Source organism: Acinetobacter sp. ANC_7513, from assembly GCF_056779915.1.
Window position 1 is genome coordinate 207135 of the sequence record NZ_JBWYIW010000001.1, and the last position, 16078, is coordinate 223212.

12 protein-coding genes are annotated in these 16078 nt (G+C 38.8%); 8 read left to right on the plus strand and 4 right to left on the minus strand.

The window, feature by feature from the left end; translation table 11 throughout:
• The first annotated feature begins 137 nt into the window (after window positions 1-137).
• A complete protein-coding gene (gene grxD, locus AC1M9B_RS01015) occupies window positions 138-479 on the plus strand; it encodes a Grx4 family monothiol glutaredoxin (RefSeq protein ID WP_092766094.1) in 342 nt (113 codons plus the stop codon).
• A 57-nt stretch (window positions 480-536) separates the two neighbouring features.
• On the opposite strand, the gene AC1M9B_RS01020 is transcribed toward grxD, so the two are convergent.
• Window positions 537-3155 carry a Lon protease family protein gene (locus tag AC1M9B_RS01020; protein ID WP_481608335.1) on the minus strand — a complete coding sequence of 873 codons (2619 nt, stop codon included), beginning with the start codon at window positions 3153-3155 and terminating at the stop codon, window positions 537-539.
• A gap of 183 nt (window positions 3156-3338) precedes the next feature.
• On the opposite strand from AC1M9B_RS01020, the gene AC1M9B_RS01025 reads away from it, so the two are divergent.
• The 4 genes from AC1M9B_RS01025 to rpmE all read left to right on the plus strand — a co-directional run bounded on the left by AC1M9B_RS01025 (window position 3339) and on the right by rpmE (window position 7440).
• Window positions 3339-5516: an AmpG family muropeptide MFS transporter gene (locus AC1M9B_RS01025; protein ID WP_481608336.1), complete on the plus strand. Its 2178-nt coding sequence runs from the start codon at window positions 3339-3341 to the stop codon at window positions 5514-5516.
• 9 nt (window positions 5517-5525) lie between these two features.
• Window positions 5526-5927, plus strand: coding sequence for a lactoylglutathione lyase (gene gloA / locus AC1M9B_RS01030; RefSeq protein ID WP_481588447.1), 402 nt, complete (start codon window positions 5526-5528; stop codon window positions 5925-5927).
• A gap of 100 nt (window positions 5928-6027) precedes the next feature.
• Window positions 6028-6999: a bile acid:sodium symporter family protein gene (locus AC1M9B_RS01035; protein ID WP_481608337.1), complete on the plus strand. Its 972-nt coding sequence runs from the start codon at window positions 6028-6030 to the stop codon at window positions 6997-6999.
• A 216-nt stretch (window positions 7000-7215) separates the two neighbouring features.
• Window positions 7216-7440 (plus strand): 50S ribosomal protein L31, encoded by a 225-nt coding sequence (rpmE, locus tag AC1M9B_RS01040; protein WP_004971624.1) that lies wholly within the window; start codon window positions 7216-7218, stop codon window positions 7438-7440.
• A gap of 57 nt (window positions 7441-7497) precedes the next feature.
• Here rpmE and AC1M9B_RS01045 read toward each other — a convergent pair whose 3' ends face one another.
• Genes AC1M9B_RS01045 through epmB form a run of 3 tightly spaced genes read right to left on the minus strand, consistent with a single transcriptional unit; the run spans window position 7498 to window position 12491 of the window.
• Window positions 7498-9708: an EAL domain-containing protein gene (locus AC1M9B_RS01045; protein ID WP_481608338.1), complete on the minus strand. Its 2211-nt coding sequence runs from the start codon at window positions 9706-9708 to the stop codon at window positions 7498-7500.
• Entirely contained in the window at window positions 9705-11462 is a 1758-nt protein-coding gene (locus AC1M9B_RS01050) for a GTPase (protein WP_481608339.1), read from the minus strand. Before AC1M9B_RS01050 ends, AC1M9B_RS01045 begins: the two co-directional genes overlap by 4 nt.
• Window positions 11463-11474: 12 nt before the next feature.
• Window positions 11475-12491, minus strand: coding sequence for an EF-P beta-lysylation protein EpmB (gene epmB / locus AC1M9B_RS01055; protein ID WP_035265849.1), 1017 nt, complete (start codon window positions 12489-12491; stop codon window positions 11475-11477).
• A 347-nt stretch (window positions 12492-12838) separates the two neighbouring features.
• Between epmB and efp the strand changes: the two genes are divergently transcribed.
• The 3 genes from efp to AC1M9B_RS01070 all read left to right on the plus strand — a co-directional run bounded on the left by efp (window position 12839) and on the right by AC1M9B_RS01070 (window position 15971).
• The gene (gene efp, locus AC1M9B_RS01060; protein WP_035265851.1) at window positions 12839-13408 is read left to right on the plus strand and encodes an elongation factor P; all 570 of its coding nucleotides are present in this window, start codon (window positions 12839-12841) and stop codon (window positions 13406-13408) included.
• A 170-nt stretch (window positions 13409-13578) separates the two neighbouring features.
• Entirely contained in the window at window positions 13579-15672 is a 2094-nt protein-coding gene (locus AC1M9B_RS01065) for a carbon starvation CstA family protein (RefSeq protein WP_481608340.1), read from the plus strand.
• Window positions 15669-15971, plus strand: coding sequence for a YbdD/YjiX family protein (locus AC1M9B_RS01070; RefSeq protein ID WP_481588442.1), 303 nt, complete (start codon window positions 15669-15671; stop codon window positions 15969-15971). The genes AC1M9B_RS01065 and AC1M9B_RS01070 overlap by 4 nt, the downstream gene beginning before the upstream one ends.
• The last annotated feature ends 107 nt before the right edge of the window (window positions 15972-16078 follow it).

A 16078-nucleotide genomic window follows, 5' to 3' on the forward strand; every position in this document is an offset into this window, starting at 1 on the left:
AAAATAAAAGTTTATCTAAGCAAAATCTGCTTAAGATTAAAAGCCTAATTGCAAATTAAACTGGAAAAATTTACCAATCCATACTCTTTACGGCGGTTTTAGGTATAATGCAGGCAGAATAGTTGAGGATTTAATCAATGACTGAACAAGTGCGTGATACAGAAGCGTTAATTCGTGATCAAATTGCAAAACATGCAGTTCTTCTTTATATGAAAGGCACACCACAGTTCCCACAATGTGGTTTCTCTGCACGTGCAGTTGAAGCATTGAGCCAAATTGGTCGCCCATTTGCTTATGTAAATATTCTTGAAAACCAAGACATTCGTGCGACTTTGCCACAAATTGCAAACTGGCCAACATTCCCACAATTATGGATCAATGGTGAGTTGATCGGTGGTAGTGATATTATGCTAGAAATGTTCCAAACAGGCGAATTAAAAACGCTCGTGGAGCAATATAGCCCAGCGCCTGAAGCTTAATTTGAGCGCAATAAAAAAAGCACCGATGGGTGCTTTTTTTATTTTGAAAACTTCAAACTAGTTTGAAGTTTCATCAGCGAGTTGAGAAGGTTGTTCTTCAGCATTGATCGCTTTATCTTTTTTAGCTTTGTCTTTTTTCTTCTTTTTTTTCTTTTTCTTTGGCTCTTCTTCAATTTCAGCGCCATCTTCAATGGCTTGCCAATATTCTAGCTGCTCCATGACAGCAGCGTAAATTGATCCTTTGGAATAGCGACCTTTTTTATTTAATTCTCCGACAGGACGCGCCATGAGAATCTCAAGTGCTTGATCAATTGTGTTGATGGCATGAATATGGAATTGACCGGCCTCGACAGCATCAATCACATCTTGACGTAACATTAGATGCTGCATGTTTTGACGTGGAATAATGACACCTTGTTTGCCTGTTAAACCTTGAAGTTTACATGCATCAAAGAAACCTTCGATTTTGGCATTGACGCCACCAATCGGTTGTACTTGACCCAGTTGATTCATTGAACCCGTAATCGCCCATGACTGATCAATCGGCAGTTGGCTGATCGCAGAAATTAAAGCGGAAAGTTCTGCAACGGTTGCACTATCACCATCGACTTGACCGTAACTTTGTTCAAAAGCCAAAGCGGCAGAGAAGTGCAAGGTTTGTTCACGTCCGAAATGTGCTTTCAAGAAAGATGACATTAACAGTACACCTTTAGCATGAAGTGAACCTCCTAACTCCACGCTACGTTCGATATCTAAAATATCGCCGCCACCCTGATACACTGAAGCAGTCAATCGTGATGGTAAGCCAAACTCGACATCTGCGTAGTGAATCACAGACAAAGCATTAATCTGACCGAGTCGATGACCACGCGTTTCGATAAGCTGTGTACCACGAGATAAATCTTGCCAGTACAACTCTCGTAAATAACCTAGACGATATTGGCGGTGTTTGAGCGCAGTGCCGATATGTTCTGCTGTCACCATAGTTGCATTAGATTTGGATGCATGGTGATGAGATTCATGAATCAGATCACCTAAAGTTAAGGCATGTAGTGACAACGAACTCTGATCCTCTGCTTGACGACTTGAGTCGGTCAGTAAAGCAGCCAAGGCAGAACGATCAAATGGAAGTAGTTTAGAGGATTGAACATAGTCTGCAATCAAATGCATATAAGCTTGTTCATTTTCGTCATTACGTTGTAATGTGTCAGTAAAATCAGCTCTGATTTTAAAGATACTTCCTAACTCAGGCTCCACCTCCAGAATCTCATAATAGATTTCTGGTTCAGCCATTAAAATGACTTTCAATTGTAATGGAATCGATGCTGGCTCAATTGAAATGCTGCCCGTCAGCGTTAGCATGTGCTCTAGAGATGAGAGTTTAATTTGACCAGACTTAATCGCTCGTTTGAGTCCTTGCCATGCATAAGGTTGTTCTAAAAGCTGCTCAGCCTCAAGCATTAAAAAACCACCATTGGCACGATGCAGTGCACCAGGTCGTATTAAAGTGAAATCAGTGCTGATAGTGCCATTTTGCGTTAATTGTTCAACATGGCCAAGTAAGTTGTAATGTGTGGGGAAATCTTCAAAGATGACTGGTGCCCCAGAATTTGGCTTGTTGCTAATGACTAAATTTGCTTGGTAACGCGCAGGGACACGGTTAAATAATGCAGGTGAAAAATCACTTTCTTCCTGTTCTAGTACGGTTTCCACATTGTCGATAATATCTTGAGCATATAATTTTAAGTATTGTTCAAGATGTTTGATATCTGGAAATTTATTTAAAATATGTTCCATGCGAGGAATAATGACTTGTTTGGCAATGTCACGATTCAACTCAGACACCATATCACGTGCTTCATCTTCAAGATCACCAATTTGTAAACCTAAACGCTCAAGCTTTTTATCCATATAACGGATATTGGACGCAATTTCAGAACGTTCTTTGCTACTCAGTGCATTGATGTCATCTTGAGACATCTCTTGAATTTTATTGTCTTTAATATGAACAGGGATAAAGCAGTGTTCTTCATTACGACTGATCAACTTTAAATCAAGCTCTTCACCTTCTTTGGTGAGCTCAATCAAAGCTTGTTGTTGTTCATGACCTGTCGTTAAACGAATTTTTTCTATCCGATTGTGATACGTTTCAGCACTAAAACGACGTTCGAGCTGTTTGAAAATGGTTTGCCATGTTTGATGTAGCGTACTTTGAAACTTTGCGCCTTGTCCTGCAGGAAAGTTAAGCGCAATTGGGTTGCGTGCATTTTTGAAGTTGTATACATAAACCCAATCATCCGGTGTAGGCATATCTTTGGCATGTTGTTGGAGTAAGCGCTTAATCATGGTGCGTTTACCCAACCCTGCCGTACCCACAGCAAAGATGTTATAGCCTGAGTATGGAAGGGCAATGCCTGCTTCTACAGATGCTTTAGCACGATCTTGTCCTAAAAAATTATTAAGAGGCTTGATACGTTTTGTAGACGCAGGAATATTGTCATAATTTGGAATATGCGTCAGTTGTTCTGGTTTGAGTGCTGTTGCATTCAAGGTGTTTTGCGTGGCTTCAAGTTCAAATACGGATAGGAGCTTGTTTTGCGAGTTTTGTTCTAAGTTTGTGGATGTCGTGGTTAAAGCTACTGCGGTGGAACTAATTTGATCGTGTCTCTGGGTCACAGGTGAAATCCAAAACTATAATTTACATTTGATAGTTTAAGGTATACAGGTTTAGCCAAAAATATCAAGTTGAGATAGATCAAATTGATGAAATACTCGGTGAAGTTTGCGTAAATTATATTGAAACCAAGCGCATTACAGAGTTGAATAGCGAGAGTACTTTTCACTGAAAATAACAACGCAATGACATCACAATCTTCGTCACCAGAATCAGCTGGATGGACTTCGGCATTTAAAGCCTTTCTTGATCGACGCGCGATCATTATGCTTTTTTTGGGTTTCTCATCAGGTATCCCAATTTTTCTGATTTTTTCAACTCTATCTTTCTGGTTGAGTGAAGCCGGTATTCAACGTAGTACCATTACCATGTTTTCATGGGCAGCCTTAGCTTATGCCTTCAAGTTCATTTGGGCACCTTTGATTGACCGATTACCATTACCTTATTTAACAAGGAAATTGGGTAAACGACGAGGGTGGTTGTTGGTTTCACAGATTTTGGTTGCAATTGCTATTTGTTCAATGGCATTTACTGATCCGAGTATTCATGGAGGAAGTGTAGGGCCATTTTCAAGTTTAACGTTCATGGCGATATCCGCAATCTTTCTAGGATTCTCATCAGCGACACAAGATATTATCGTGGATGCTTATCGTATTGAGTTGACACAAGATACGAGTGTTCAGACGGTTATGGCTTCGACCTATAACGCAGGTTATCGAATTGCGACCATTGTAACTCAGCTCGGTGCATTACTCTTCGCTGCATCACTTGGTACAGCCATGGGTAACTATATTTATGAGGCGTGGCAGTCCACCTATTTACTCATGGCTGGATTGATGATGATTGGGATTGTGACGACTTTAGTGATTCATGAACCGGTAGTAAATCAAGAACCTCATCAATATCAAGCAAAGGATTATTTTCAGTTATTTATCGTCTTTGTGATTTCAACAGTAGTTTTCGTTTGTGGGTTTCTCCAATTTGGTGCTTGGATTTCACAGTTACATATTGATGGTAATTTTTTGTCATTTATCGGGCAAGTTTTACGTTTCTTCGCGAGTGTGGCGTTGGCTGTGCTAGTCGTATTTGGATTAATCCGAGCAAAACTCATTGATGAAAAAATAGTCGTCGAGACATGGCTATCACCGATTTTAGATTTCTTCAAACGTTATGGTTTGAAAGTTGCGTTAGCTATTTTATTACTCATTGGTTTTTATCGAATTTCAGATATTGTCGCTGGAGTGGTTGCCAATCTTTTTTATCTTGATTTGAATTTTGATAAAGAAGAAATCGCTTGGTTTAACAAGTTTTTCGCCATTTTTTTTGTAATTTTAGGTGGCTTCCTTGGAGGCTTATTAGCTCAGCGTTATAACATTATGAAAATGATGTTGGTGGGCGCTATTGTTGCCAGCACGACCAATCTCATCTTTGTGGGGCTCGTAAAATCTGGACCAACGATGAATCAAGTCTTGGTACAAATGGGAGGTCAACAGCATCAAGTGACTCCTGATGAAGTGGGGAACTGGTCTTTAAAGCTCCCTGCATCTAATTTTGCTGAACATCATAGTATTCAAGTGTTATCCACCCCTGATGGTTATGATAAAGCCCTGAATGTTGAAATCCCGCTTCAACGCTATTCGAGTCAAGATGATTCTCAGATTTTCATCCAAGCCATTGGAGGGGATAATGTTCTCTACCAAGATGAGTTAAGCAAGGATGTCATTATTCGCGGTCAACTCTCGAACTTAAAAGCTGACAGCACACTACAAACATTGAATATTCGTATTTCAAATCAGCAAGTGATACCTGCGAAGTTGGATCAAAATAATTGGAGCGTGGTCGTCCCGGGAGACAGTCTAAAAGACCACAATAAATTTACGGTTCAAGCGGTTGTGCAGCATGCAGGTCAGGCGCATGAATTAATCCAAGATCATATTTATAAAACAGTTTCAGCGATCCAACCGAAGTCACGTATGACTTTATCTGATCTTCCAGCTGTTCAAGTTGATAGTGATCAAATAGTCGAACTCAAAGGTAAAGTGGTTGTCCCTTATAGCAAGGTGTGGCTGGTGATGGGCATTGTATTTGACAATCTCGCATCAGGACTTGCTGGTGCAGTATTTATTGCATTCCTATCAAGTTTGACTAGCGTTTCATTTACAGCAATGCAATATGCAATTTTTAGTTCATTGATGTTATTACTTCCAAAGATGATTGGTGGCTATTCAGGTACAATAGTGACAAACTTCGGTTATTCATCATTCTTCTTTATGACTTTTTTAATGGGTTTACCTATTTTGTTACTTGTTATTTGGGTGGCGAAATTGTTAAATCAGTTGAAAAGTACATCTTTCAATCAATAGGTAAATTTTATGCGAATGTTACATACCATGTTACGTGTAGGCAATTTAGAGCGTTCATTGGCGTTCTATACTGAAGTACTCGGTATGACTTTGCTTCGTAAACGCGATTATGAAGAAGGTCGATTCACTTTAGCCTTTGTGGGTTATGGTGATGAAGAAAACAATACTGTTCTTGAGCTAACGCATAACTGGGATACAGACAGCTATGAGCTGGGTAATGCGTATGGTCATATTGCGATCGCAGTGGATGATGCGTATAAAGCGTGTGAAGAAATCAAAGCACGTGGTGGTAACGTTGTCCGTGAAGCTGGACCAATGAAAGGCGGCGTAACCGTAATCGCTTTTGTGGAAGATCCAGATGGTTACAAGATTGAACTTATTCAACAAGACAGTAACGCGAGAAATAATTAAATTTCACTCGCTGATTGGTGAGTAAAATTTTAAAGATAAGCCCAATCAATGTGTATTGGGCTTATTTTCAATTCAGATAGAATAAAAAGAGGGATATGGGGTGCTAAAGCTCTTAGCGTTAGATCGTTTCACGATATTGCTGTTTGTTATGGTGATTTTAGCGTCAGTGATGCCAATTTCAGGTGTTGCTGCTCACTATTTTTCTTATTTCACCACGATTGCAATTGCAATCCTATTTTTTTTACATGGTGCAAAGTTATCACGTGAGGCGGTGATTCAAGGCATTAAACATTGGCAATTACACAGTTTGGTCTTTGCACTGACGTTCGCAGTTTTCCCAATTCTAGGATTAATAGCTAAACCTGTATTGCTACCGCTACTTGGACAAGAACTGTATTGGGGCTTCTTGTTTATGTGCTTTTTACCCTCAACAGTTCAGTCTTCTATTGCATTTACTTCTGTAGCAGGTGGTAATGTCGCAAGTGCTGTGTGTAGTGCTTCATTCTCTAATATTATTGGTATGTTTATCACTCCTATATTAGTGACCTTATTTATTTTAGGTCAGTCTGATCATGGGTTCGATCCAACCAATGCGATAGTCAAAATTATTCTGCTCTTATTGGTTCCATTTATTCTGGGACAATTATTGCGTCCTATCGTTTTTCCTCTGATTCAAAAAGCCCCGAGCATTGTCAAAACTTTTGATCAAGGATCAATTCTTTTGGTGGTGTATGGCGCATTCAGTAGTGCAGTCGTAGCAGGTCTATGGAATGAAGTCAGTGGGGTGACCTTAATGTGGTTAATTATTGCATGCTCTGTGCTTCTGACTTTGATTATGCTTTTAGCCTATCACGCCCCAAAGTGGTTTGGATTTAATCGTGCCGATCAAATTGCTGTATTTTTTTGTGGTTCTAAGAAAACACTCGCAAGTGGAGTGCCTATGGCGCAAATTCTTTTCATTGGACAACCTATGGGGATGATCATATTGCCAATTATGATTTTCCATCAAATCCAATTAATGGTGTGCGGAATTATTGCAAATCATTGGTCCAAGCAAATTGAAAAGTCTTAAAGGAAAAATTCGCTATCTGAAATAAAGTGGCGTATAATGTCGTCCACTTGTTGTGCTTAGCTCTGACGGAAGCCGTCTCGGTGGGCCAAAAGAATGGTCTGTTGTGGTGTTGATCTGCTGTATTTCAGCCTTTCCTCTGCGTCTGTTGTAATGGATGAAGAGAGTGATCAATTGCGATGACAGCTAAAGCCTTCTTAACTCTATGGAGAATCGACCATGCGCGCCGATATTCACCCAAAATACGAAAAATTAGTTGCTACTTGCTCTTGCGGTAACGTAATCGAAACTCGTTCAGCTGTTGGTAAAGAAACACTTTACCTAGACGTATGCTCAGCTTGCCACCCATTCTATACTGGTAAGCAAAAGAACGTTGACACTGGCGGTCGTATCGACAAGTTCAAACAACGTTTTGCTGGTATGTCACGTTCTATCAAACGTTAATACCCAAAATAAAAAAAACAGGCGTTCAGCCTGTTTTTTTATGTCCAAAATTTGGAATTAACTTTGATCTTGAACATTCATGAGCTGATCCAATTTACGCTGGTAATAATCACCTTGTAAAAATCTCACGTCGACATTCCACGCGTTGGCAAAGCTATTCATATCATTGAGATTTTTGAGTAATAAATTGACTGATCGATGACTATTGAAGTATTCAATCGCTTGTTTAAAACGTTCAATACCTTCTTCAGTATTTAAATCATCTGTGAATTCTTCATGCAGCGTGAAATTCTGAATATTGGCAACTTTGAGAATGAGATCGCTACATTTACTTAATCCAAACTCGCAAACGGCAATATCTGCACCTTGTGCTCTCAATACCTCAATCGCAGGCAGAATTTCATTTAAATGTTGAGCAATGTATTTTTCTTTAAACTGTAAAATCAGTGGTTGAGGTGCTTTTGCGCCTACAATCATGAGCAGTTTTGAAATTAATTCTGCCAATTGATGATGCTTTAAAAGAACATGGTGTCGTAAATTAATAATCAGTTTAGCTTCAGGATATTGTGTTAAAAAATTGTGCAGTTGCTTTGCTGCTTCAACCAAAATCCATCGGTCAATTTTAATAGACAACTCAGGGTCATCCACCAATTCTTCAATATCGTCCAATTGAATCCATTGGTTTTCAAAAATAAACCCACTGCTTACTTCATAGGTATTAAGACTAGTGTCTTCTTTATCATAGATTTGTTGGAACTTTAGCGTAATTTGATCGCGTTCAAGAACTTTACGAAGATGTACTAGGATATCGCCGTGAACTTCGTCTGACTGTACAGGTTCTTCAATTGCTTGAAATACAAATTCTGTTGAATGATCAGGCTCTACTTCAGAAGAAGGTGTATTCAACTGAATAGAGGTCGGCTCATCTGCTTGAGTAACTTCAAAATGAATCTCTTCAATTTCTTCAAGCGTTGTCTCTAAAGCAGCATCATTGCTCAATAAATTGGGTAGGGGTGTGTTATAAGCATTTGCAATGAGCTGTTCAAAATTATCTACATTTAAATCTGACAGTTTGAAGAGACTATAACCAATTTTGACATGCTGTTGATAGGTTTGATCTCCCAGATTGACGAGCCTAGGTTTTTCAAGCGCATGTAGTGCAGAGAGTCTTGATTTTAGAACTTCAATCGTTTCAGCTTGAATGATAGTGGCATACAGGGCTGTTTCAATTTTAAATACAGCGCCATTGGTCTGTTCGAGAATAAAGTCTGAAAGTTTGCCGAAATAGCCTTTAAAAGTATCCCAATCAGAACTCAAGATATAGTCTGGACAACTGGCTAAGCTGAAGATGACCAAAGCATTTTCTTGAGCAGGGTGTTCTTCAAGATGTTGTAAAATTTTTGCCAATGTTGTGTGTGGTGCAATTCTACTGTCTTGGTGAGGTGCAGTCTCAAGTTGAGAACTAAATGGTTGATCATCCTGTTGAAAATGCGTTGAAATCGTAATTTCAATGATTTGATTTTGATCTGTAGGATTACATTCAATTTGGACTGGATTTTGATGTGTTAACTGTGGATTAAGAGAAATCAGTTCAAAAGGTCCATACTCAAATTTACCGAAAGCTAATTTTTTAAATCGTGCTTTAAAAGATTGAATATCCTCAGGTTGTATTAAATCAATGAGCGGGGATCCAATAACGTCATCAAACGTGTTGAAGCCAAATAAATGCGTAAACTCATGGTTGCATTCAACGACAATCCCTTCTTCTATGATTGCAACTGCTTTTTTATGCTCTTCGATCCAATTTTGTTTAATTTGAACATTGTGTTTCAGTTCATCCGTTAATTGCATCTGATTTTTTTGTAAGCGACTAAAAGCCAATGCTCGAATAATTTTAAGTAAACATTGTTCAGGTTGATCAATATTTAAAACATCGTAGATGCCCATCGAAATGAGTTTTACTTCAGACATTTCTAGCGCTTCTGGAGCTAGATAAAGTGTTGGGGTAAAAGCTTTATCAGAATCTGCAAGCAGTCGAAGAAAATGAGTTAAGGTCAGTTCATAGGCACGACCAAACAGAATTAAATCCCAATCTAAATGAAGTTGCTTTTCAAGACTCACTTGATCATCGAGTAGCACTGCTTCTACCTTGTACTCGCGTTTTTCGAGTAAAGAGATAATATGGTTATAACGAATCTGATTATCATCGACAATGAGTAAGCGCATTCCAGATTGCTTTAATTGTGTTGATAGAAGTAGGTTTTTCACTTCAATGCTTCCCATACGTCTTGAAAACGATTTGATTCAAGGTTTTGATGTTGTAAAAATTCATCAATCAGATATTGCTGCTCATCATTAAATAATTCAAATTCAAATTGAACAAAACTTTGTGTGATGAGCATGGTCTTTATCAATTCTACTTTGATATCTTGATCAGTTAAGCGTAAATAAATAGATTGTTGTTCTTTGAAAAACTGTAAATTTGGCAAAATAAGAGAATGCTGTGGAGCATCAATCTTCAAGGTATGTACAAATAAACATGGATGATAATTAAAAGAACTTCGATCTGTATAAACTTTTGCGGCGCAAGGGTGGATGTCGGGTCCAATCACTTCAAGCCCAAGTTCATAGCTTTTTTTAACAGATTGTTTGATCCAACGAATTACACCACCTTTCCATTTGCTGTTCACTCCCTCATTGATCAGGATAAATTCACCAGTTCTTAAATTTGGAGGTGCTTCTTCTTCTAACCAACGTACGCGATAACCATTTAAACTGATATCTAAAACTTGAGCCGCATGGATTTGACGTGTCTGTTTATCTAGAACCTTGTTTGATTTGTCTGTATAGGCATCTGGGTAGTCATTTAAATATGTAAATGCAAACTCGTCTTCTGATTTTGATTTAGGCGGTGTTAGTCGTAAGGTTTCGCTAAAAGTTTTGGTTTTAGAGAGATAATAATGAGCGGTAAGTAAACTGAAACAGAGTTGTAACTGAGCGGAATGTTCATAACGTTCATGTCGGCGTTCAATGGTCGAGCCTAAAACATTTTGTACATGAAATTTAAGAGGCGCAGTTAAATATGCTTTCTCTTTCTTAGATAAATATTCATTGTCCTTTTGAATGGTTAAGTTGACATGCTCAAGCAACGATTGTGTCGCCACGAAAATGTTTGGTTTAAAACTCTCATGGTGTTTTCGGTTGTAAACTGGCGGATGATCTTTAGTGGTATCAATGACGTAACGAGATAAAGCGGTTTCGCGTGGTAAAACTTGCACTAATTGTGCCCAATCCGCTGTGCATTGATAGAGCGCGTAGATCTCAGAAGGACGAATTTGGTGAGTATTAAATATTTCTAATAATAAGACTTGGGCATAGCACTGTTGAATATTTTTTAAAGCGTGATGAGTGCCTTGCAATAAATTAATATTGACCGTGTGTTCTTGGTTTTTTAATGCCAAATCATACAGATAATGGGTCATTAACCATTGCTTAGACAAGGCAGAACGATAAAGCATCTGTTGTTGTACTAGCAATAAACCCAATTGTTGAAGAGCGTAATAACTGGAAAGGAGTCGTGCAGTTTTCAGATTACGCTTTTGAGCAAACTTCAAAATAGAAAACTTTTGTTGTTTTAGCTGCATTTCACTGCGCTGTGCAATATCTATGTAGATATCAGCAAATAATGTTCTCAAGCGAGTGGTTAATTCAATAATATCTTTGTTACGGTCAGATAGAAAAAGACCTTGATTTAAAAAGTTTTTTTCAAGTCTCTCTAAAATATTTTCGATCAAAGGGTGTAGCGCTTGAATAAGATCAAAGCGCAATGTTTCCGAACATTTGAGTTCAGCGATTTCATATAGGGCTTTCAACACCGCTTCAGAGGTGTCACCTAATTGCATAATTGAAAGTTGAGATGCCCAAAAACCTAAGTCATGAACATTTGCATTTGCAAAACTCAGTTGATCTCGAGTCAAGGCAGTAGGATAGTGAAAAATTTCTGAAATCTGAGCCTGAAGCATGTGAATGAGTCTCTAAAAAGTGGCAACTCCATAAAGCGGTGTTTTATTCTGTTCTCCCGCAATTTCTCTAACCAGCTTTGGAACCAAGTATCCAGGCAACCTTGCCAAAACCTCTTTATAGATTGAATCAATAGATTCACTTGGTAAATCAAAATGCTGAGCACCTTTCACTTTATCCAACACATGTAAATAATAAGGCATCACACGCGCATCAAATAATCGATGACTTAGATCAACCAAAATATCAGGATGATCATTAATACCTTTTAATAACACAGCTTGATTCAACACCAAAATATTTTGTTGTGAAATTTGCATTAATTTCGAAGCGGTAAAGTCATCAATTTCAGTAGCATGGTTTGAGTGTACCACTAGAATAATACGTAGCCTACTGTTTTTTAACAGAGAAATAAGTTCATCATCAAGCCGATTTGGGATAACGATTGGAACTCGAGAATGAATACGCAAAATTTTAAGATGTGGAATTGAACTTAATCTATCGATCCAAACGGCAAGTTTACGATTTGAAAGTGTTAGGGGATCCCCTCCGCTTAAGATCACTTCATTGATTTCTGGATGAGCGAGTAAGTAGTCTTGTATTTTTTTCCAGTCGTCATTTTTAGGTAAATTTTCTTGATATGGAAAATGACGTCTAAAACAATAACGACAATGAACAGCACATGCACCTGTTAAAGTCAGTAAAAAACGTGACTGATATTTATGTAATACACCTGGAATTAAATTGGCAGCCTCCTCATCAAGGGGGTCTGTCACAAAATCAGGATGTTCATTTAATTCCAGATGATGAGGGAGTACTTGAAGTAACAGTGGATCATCAGGATTAGATTTTTGCATCTTCGCGACGAAGGCGCGAGGGACTCTTAATTTAAATTGGGCTGATGCCAAAATTGCACCATGTATTAAATCTTCAGGTTGCAATTCCAAGAGTTCAATGAGCTCATGTGGGTCAGTGATTAAATCGCTGAGTTGATTTTGCCAATGTTGCTCTTGATACAAATAGTGGGTCATACAGTTTAAATTTAGAGGGAGATGAAAGGCTTCATTTTAAATCAAAACCCATTGAAAAACTCAGTTGTGTCCTGATTAAGCCTTCTTTATTGAATGTTGGGATGAAAATACTCAAGCCTAAAGATGATCAAATTAAGTCTACAACAGTAGTTCTGCATGGAACTTAGACAGCTTAAACGTTGTATTTCGGAATTTATCATTGCGGCAGAGTAGGTTGGTCATTTAGAATACGCAACATAAATGCATGTGCATGTGGCATATCATGCACCTGTCAGACTTGCTAAATGACAGTGTAGCAGCCCATCGCATTAATAGATTAAAGTTAGTAAGTTTGGAGTGAGCCTCTCATGGCCTATTATTCTACGAACGATTTCAAGTCTGGCCTTAAGGTAATGCTTGATGGTAACCCATGCTCAATCATGGAAAACGAATACGTTAAACCAGGTAAAGGCCAAGCGTTCAACCGTGTTAAATTACGTAACCTTAAATCAGGTAAAGTATTAGAAAAAACATTTAAATCTGGTGATTCTTTAGAAGCAGCAGATATCGTAGAAGTAGAAATGGACTACTTATACAACGACGGCGAACTATGGAACTTCATGGATCCTGTGACTTTCGAGCAAATTGCGGCTGATAAAGTTGCAATGGGTGATGCTGCGAAATGGTTGAAAGACGATTCAAACGAAAAATGCACAATCATGTTATGGAATGGTGTTCCTTTAACAGTGAATGCACCTAACTTCGTGGTATTAAAAATTGTTGAAACTGATCCAGGCGTACGTGGTGATACTTCTGGCGGTGGTGGTAAACCAGCGAAACTTGAAACAGGTGCTGTAGTACGTGTTCCATTATTCGTTCAACAAGAAGAAAGCGTTCGTGTTGATACACGTACTGGTGAATACTTAGAACGTGCATAATGGTGTAAATTTATACTATTATCGAAAGGGATGATGACAATCATCCCTTTTTTAATGCCAAGGTCTAAGGTAAAGAAGAATTATTGAGGAGTATAGTCGCAAGGGAAAACAGCAGTAACACGAATAATAAAATTGAGCTGATTGCAAATACGAAATAATGAGGGTTTGATATGGATCAAATACAACCGAAGTCATCCATGACTTCGAAATTGATTTGGATTATTGTGGCCATAATCGGTGCAGTATCCTTTGGAATATTAGCGGTTAGTCGTGGAGAACATGTCAACGCAGTTTGGCTCGTACTCGCTGCAGTCTGTGTTTACAGTATTGCATATCGTTTTTATAGTTTATTTATTGCTAATAAAGTATTCGAGTTAAATGCTCGGCGTTTAACACCTGCGCACCGTCTAGCGGATGGTCTAGATTATGTGCCTACAAATAAAAGTGTTCTGTTTGGTCATCACTTTGCTGCGATTGCAGGTGCTGGTCCGTTAGTTGGGCCTATTCTTGCTGCGCAAATGGGTTATTTACCAGGAACGATTTGGCTGTTAGTCGGTGTTGTACTGGCAGGTGCAGTCCAAGATTTTCTAGTTTTATTTATTTCTACACGCCGTGACGGACGTTCACTGGGTGAAATGGCAAAACAAGAACTGGGTTCATTTGCAGGAATTATTGTGATGCTTGGCGCATTAGGGGTAATGATCATTATCCTAGCTGTGCTTGCACTCGTGGTGGTTAAAGCATTAACCAATAGTCCATGGGGTGTGTTTAGTATTGCCGCCACCATTCCAATTGCATTATTTATGGGCGTATATATGCGATATATCCGTCCAGGAAAGATTGCCGAAGTTTCAATCATTGGCTTTGTACTGATGATGCTCGGTATCATCTACGGTGAAAATATTGCTCAACATCCTTATTGGGGGCAATTATTCACTTTATCGGGTACAGAGTTAACATGGGCATTGATTATCTACGGTTTCATCGCTTCTGTATTACCAGTATGGTTGTTATTGGCTCCACGTGATTATTTATCGACTTTCTTGAAAATTGGCGTGATTGCAGGTTTAGCATTGGGTATCGTATTTGCGATGCCTGAATTAAAAATGCCTGCAATTACCCACTTCGTAGATGGCACGGGACCTGTATTCTCTGGATCACTTTTCCCATTCTTATTTATTACCATTGCCTGTGGTGCAATTTCAGGTTTCCATGCATTGGTTTCATCAGGAACTACACCTAAGCTCGTAAATAATGAACGCGATATCCGGATGATCGGATACGGCGGTATGTTGATGGAATCATTTGTCGCAATCATGGCGATGATCTGTGCAACGATCTTGGATCCAGGCGTTTATTTTGCCATTAACTCACCAGCTGCGGTGATAGGAACGACGGTTGAAAGTGCCGCAGAGGCGGTACGTAATTTAGGATTTGTGGTTACACCTGAAGCTTTAACACTACTTGCTCAAGAGGTTGGTGAAAGCACAATTCTTTCTCGTACTGGTGGTGCACCGACGTTTGCGATTGGTATGGCGCACATCATCACTGAAATTTTTAATAGTCGTGAAATGATGGCATTTTGGTATCACTTTGCAATATTGTTTGAAGCGCTATTTATTCTAACTGCTGTTGATGCAGGAACACGTGCTTGCCGTTTTATGGTTCAAGATACTGTGGGTATCGTTGTCCCATCGGTTAAAAACTCTAAGTCGTTTGTGGGCAACTTGATTGGTACTGCCGTTGCAGTCGCAGGCTGGGGTTTCTTTGTATATCAAGGCGTAGTTGATCCACTGGGCGGTATCAATAGTTTGTGGCCATTATTTGGTATTGGTAACCAAATTTTAGCTGCGATGGCGCTGATGCTAGGTACTGTCATTTTGTTCAAGATGAAGAAAGAAAAATATGTGTGGGTCACCATTGTTCCAACGATTTTCCTATTCATTACAGCGATGACTGCTGGTTGGCAAAAAATCTTCCATGAAAATCCAAAAATCGGATTCTTGGCACAAGCAGATCGTTTCAATGCGGCTATTGAGCGAAACGAAATTTTAGCGCCTGCGAAATCAATTGCGGAAATGCAAACTGTTGCTTTATCTAATCAGATTAATGCTGCGTTGTGTGCATTCTTTATGATTGTTGCCGTGGTGATGTTATTTGCTGCTATTAAAGTGATTCGTCGTGCTTTAGCAAATCCGCAGCCAACGGCTCAAGAAGCTGAAGCAATTTATACTGATCAAATCCCTGCAGGAGAGACCAAATGAGTTTGAAAGAACAAATTCGTCAAAAGCTAGCATTGGGTAAAATCATTAAATTCACGATTTTGGCTCAGCCGAAGAAGTTTTTAATGTTGAATGGAATCAAAACAGTTCAACTGATTTGGCAGCGGCTACAACAAAGTTTTCGTTTAATGGTGGGTGTGCCAGATTACCAAAACTATGTAGAACATATGAAAAAGCATCACCCTGACTTAGAGCCAATGGATGAAAAAACTTTTCATCGTTATTGTGTCGATGCACGCTATCCAAGTGCAGCAGGCGGTATGAAGAAATGTCCATGTTAATTTTCTAGCTTTACATAAAAAACGGCACTGAGGTGTCGTTTTTTATTTGTCTTAATTGTATAAAACCTGACAAATTTATTGTTCTGAAACTCGTATACTCTTGATCA

Bases quoted from the DNA above. Each gene is read 5' to 3' on its own strand.
- rpmE (WP_004971624.1), top strand. From the start codon at position 7,216: ATGCGCGCCGATATTCACCCAAAATACGAAAAATTAGTTGCTACTTGC.
- AC1M9B_RS01070 (WP_481588442.1), top strand. From the start codon at position 15,669: ATGAGTTTGAAAGAACAAATTCGTCAAAAGCTAGCATTGGGTAAAATC.
- AC1M9B_RS01025 (WP_481608336.1), top strand. From the start codon at position 3,339: ATGACATCACAATCTTCGTCACCAGAATCAGCTGGATGGACTTCGGCA.
- grxD (WP_092766094.1), top strand. From the start codon at position 138: ATGACTGAACAAGTGCGTGATACAGAAGCGTTAATTCGTGATCAAATT.
- epmB (WP_035265849.1), bottom strand. From the start codon at position 12,491: ATGACCCACTATTTGTATCAAGAGCAACATTGGCAAAATCAACTCAGC.
- AC1M9B_RS01050 (WP_481608339.1), bottom strand. From the start codon at position 11,462: ATGCTTCAGGCTCAGATTTCAGAAATTTTTCACTATCCTACTGCCTTG.
- gloA (WP_481588447.1), top strand. From the start codon at position 5,526: ATGCGAATGTTACATACCATGTTACGTGTAGGCAATTTAGAGCGTTCA.
- AC1M9B_RS01065 (WP_481608340.1), top strand. From the start codon at position 13,579: ATGGATCAAATACAACCGAAGTCATCCATGACTTCGAAATTGATTTGG.
- efp (WP_035265851.1), top strand. From the start codon at position 12,839: ATGGCCTATTATTCTACGAACGATTTCAAGTCTGGCCTTAAGGTAATG.